The 472-nt window shown below is 64.2% G+C and carries 1 pseudogene; it reads right to left on the reverse strand.

Annotated features, from left to right (window positions below):
• Nucleotides 1-191 (reverse strand): annotated as a pseudogene (locus tag M3668_RS10945) (hypothetical protein); the annotation flags it as partial.
• Nucleotides 192-472 lie beyond the last annotated feature (281 nt).

Genomic DNA, 472 nt, shown 5'->3' on the forward strand with positions numbered 1-472 from the left:
TTCACGAACACCGTGTTGACCTTGACGCCGCTCTGCTTCGTGAACGCGTCGATGAGCGGCTGGATCAGCTTCGGCTCGCGGGTGGTGTACAGGCTCACTTCCTCGGCCGCCTGGGCAAGCGGCGCGAAGGCGGCTGCAGCCAGGGCGAGGGCGCCGGCGAGCGGCAGCAGGCGGGTGCGCGGATTCGACATGAAGACTCCGGTGGGGCAGGTGGACGAGGGAGCGTTCCGGGGCGCGCCTGCCGCCCGAGCGATCCGGAACATTACAAAATGAAAGACTCAGGATTCTAGATCGAAATGGGAACGATTAACAAACGAAAGCTTGCGGAAAGCGGCGGGGAGGACAGGGACGGGCGATCGGAACACCGGGCGGCGCAGCGCGGGCGCAAGCGCGTAGAATGCCCGCTTCGACGAATTTGACGGAGCAGCACCGACCATGAACGATCAGCGCAAGAAGAACCCAGTCCGCAACG

The sequence above is a fragment of the Rothia sp. P100 genome (assembly GCF_023712425.1).
GTDB classification, from domain to species: Bacteria; Actinomycetota; Actinomycetes; order Actinomycetales; family Micrococcaceae; genus Rothia; species Rothia endophytica.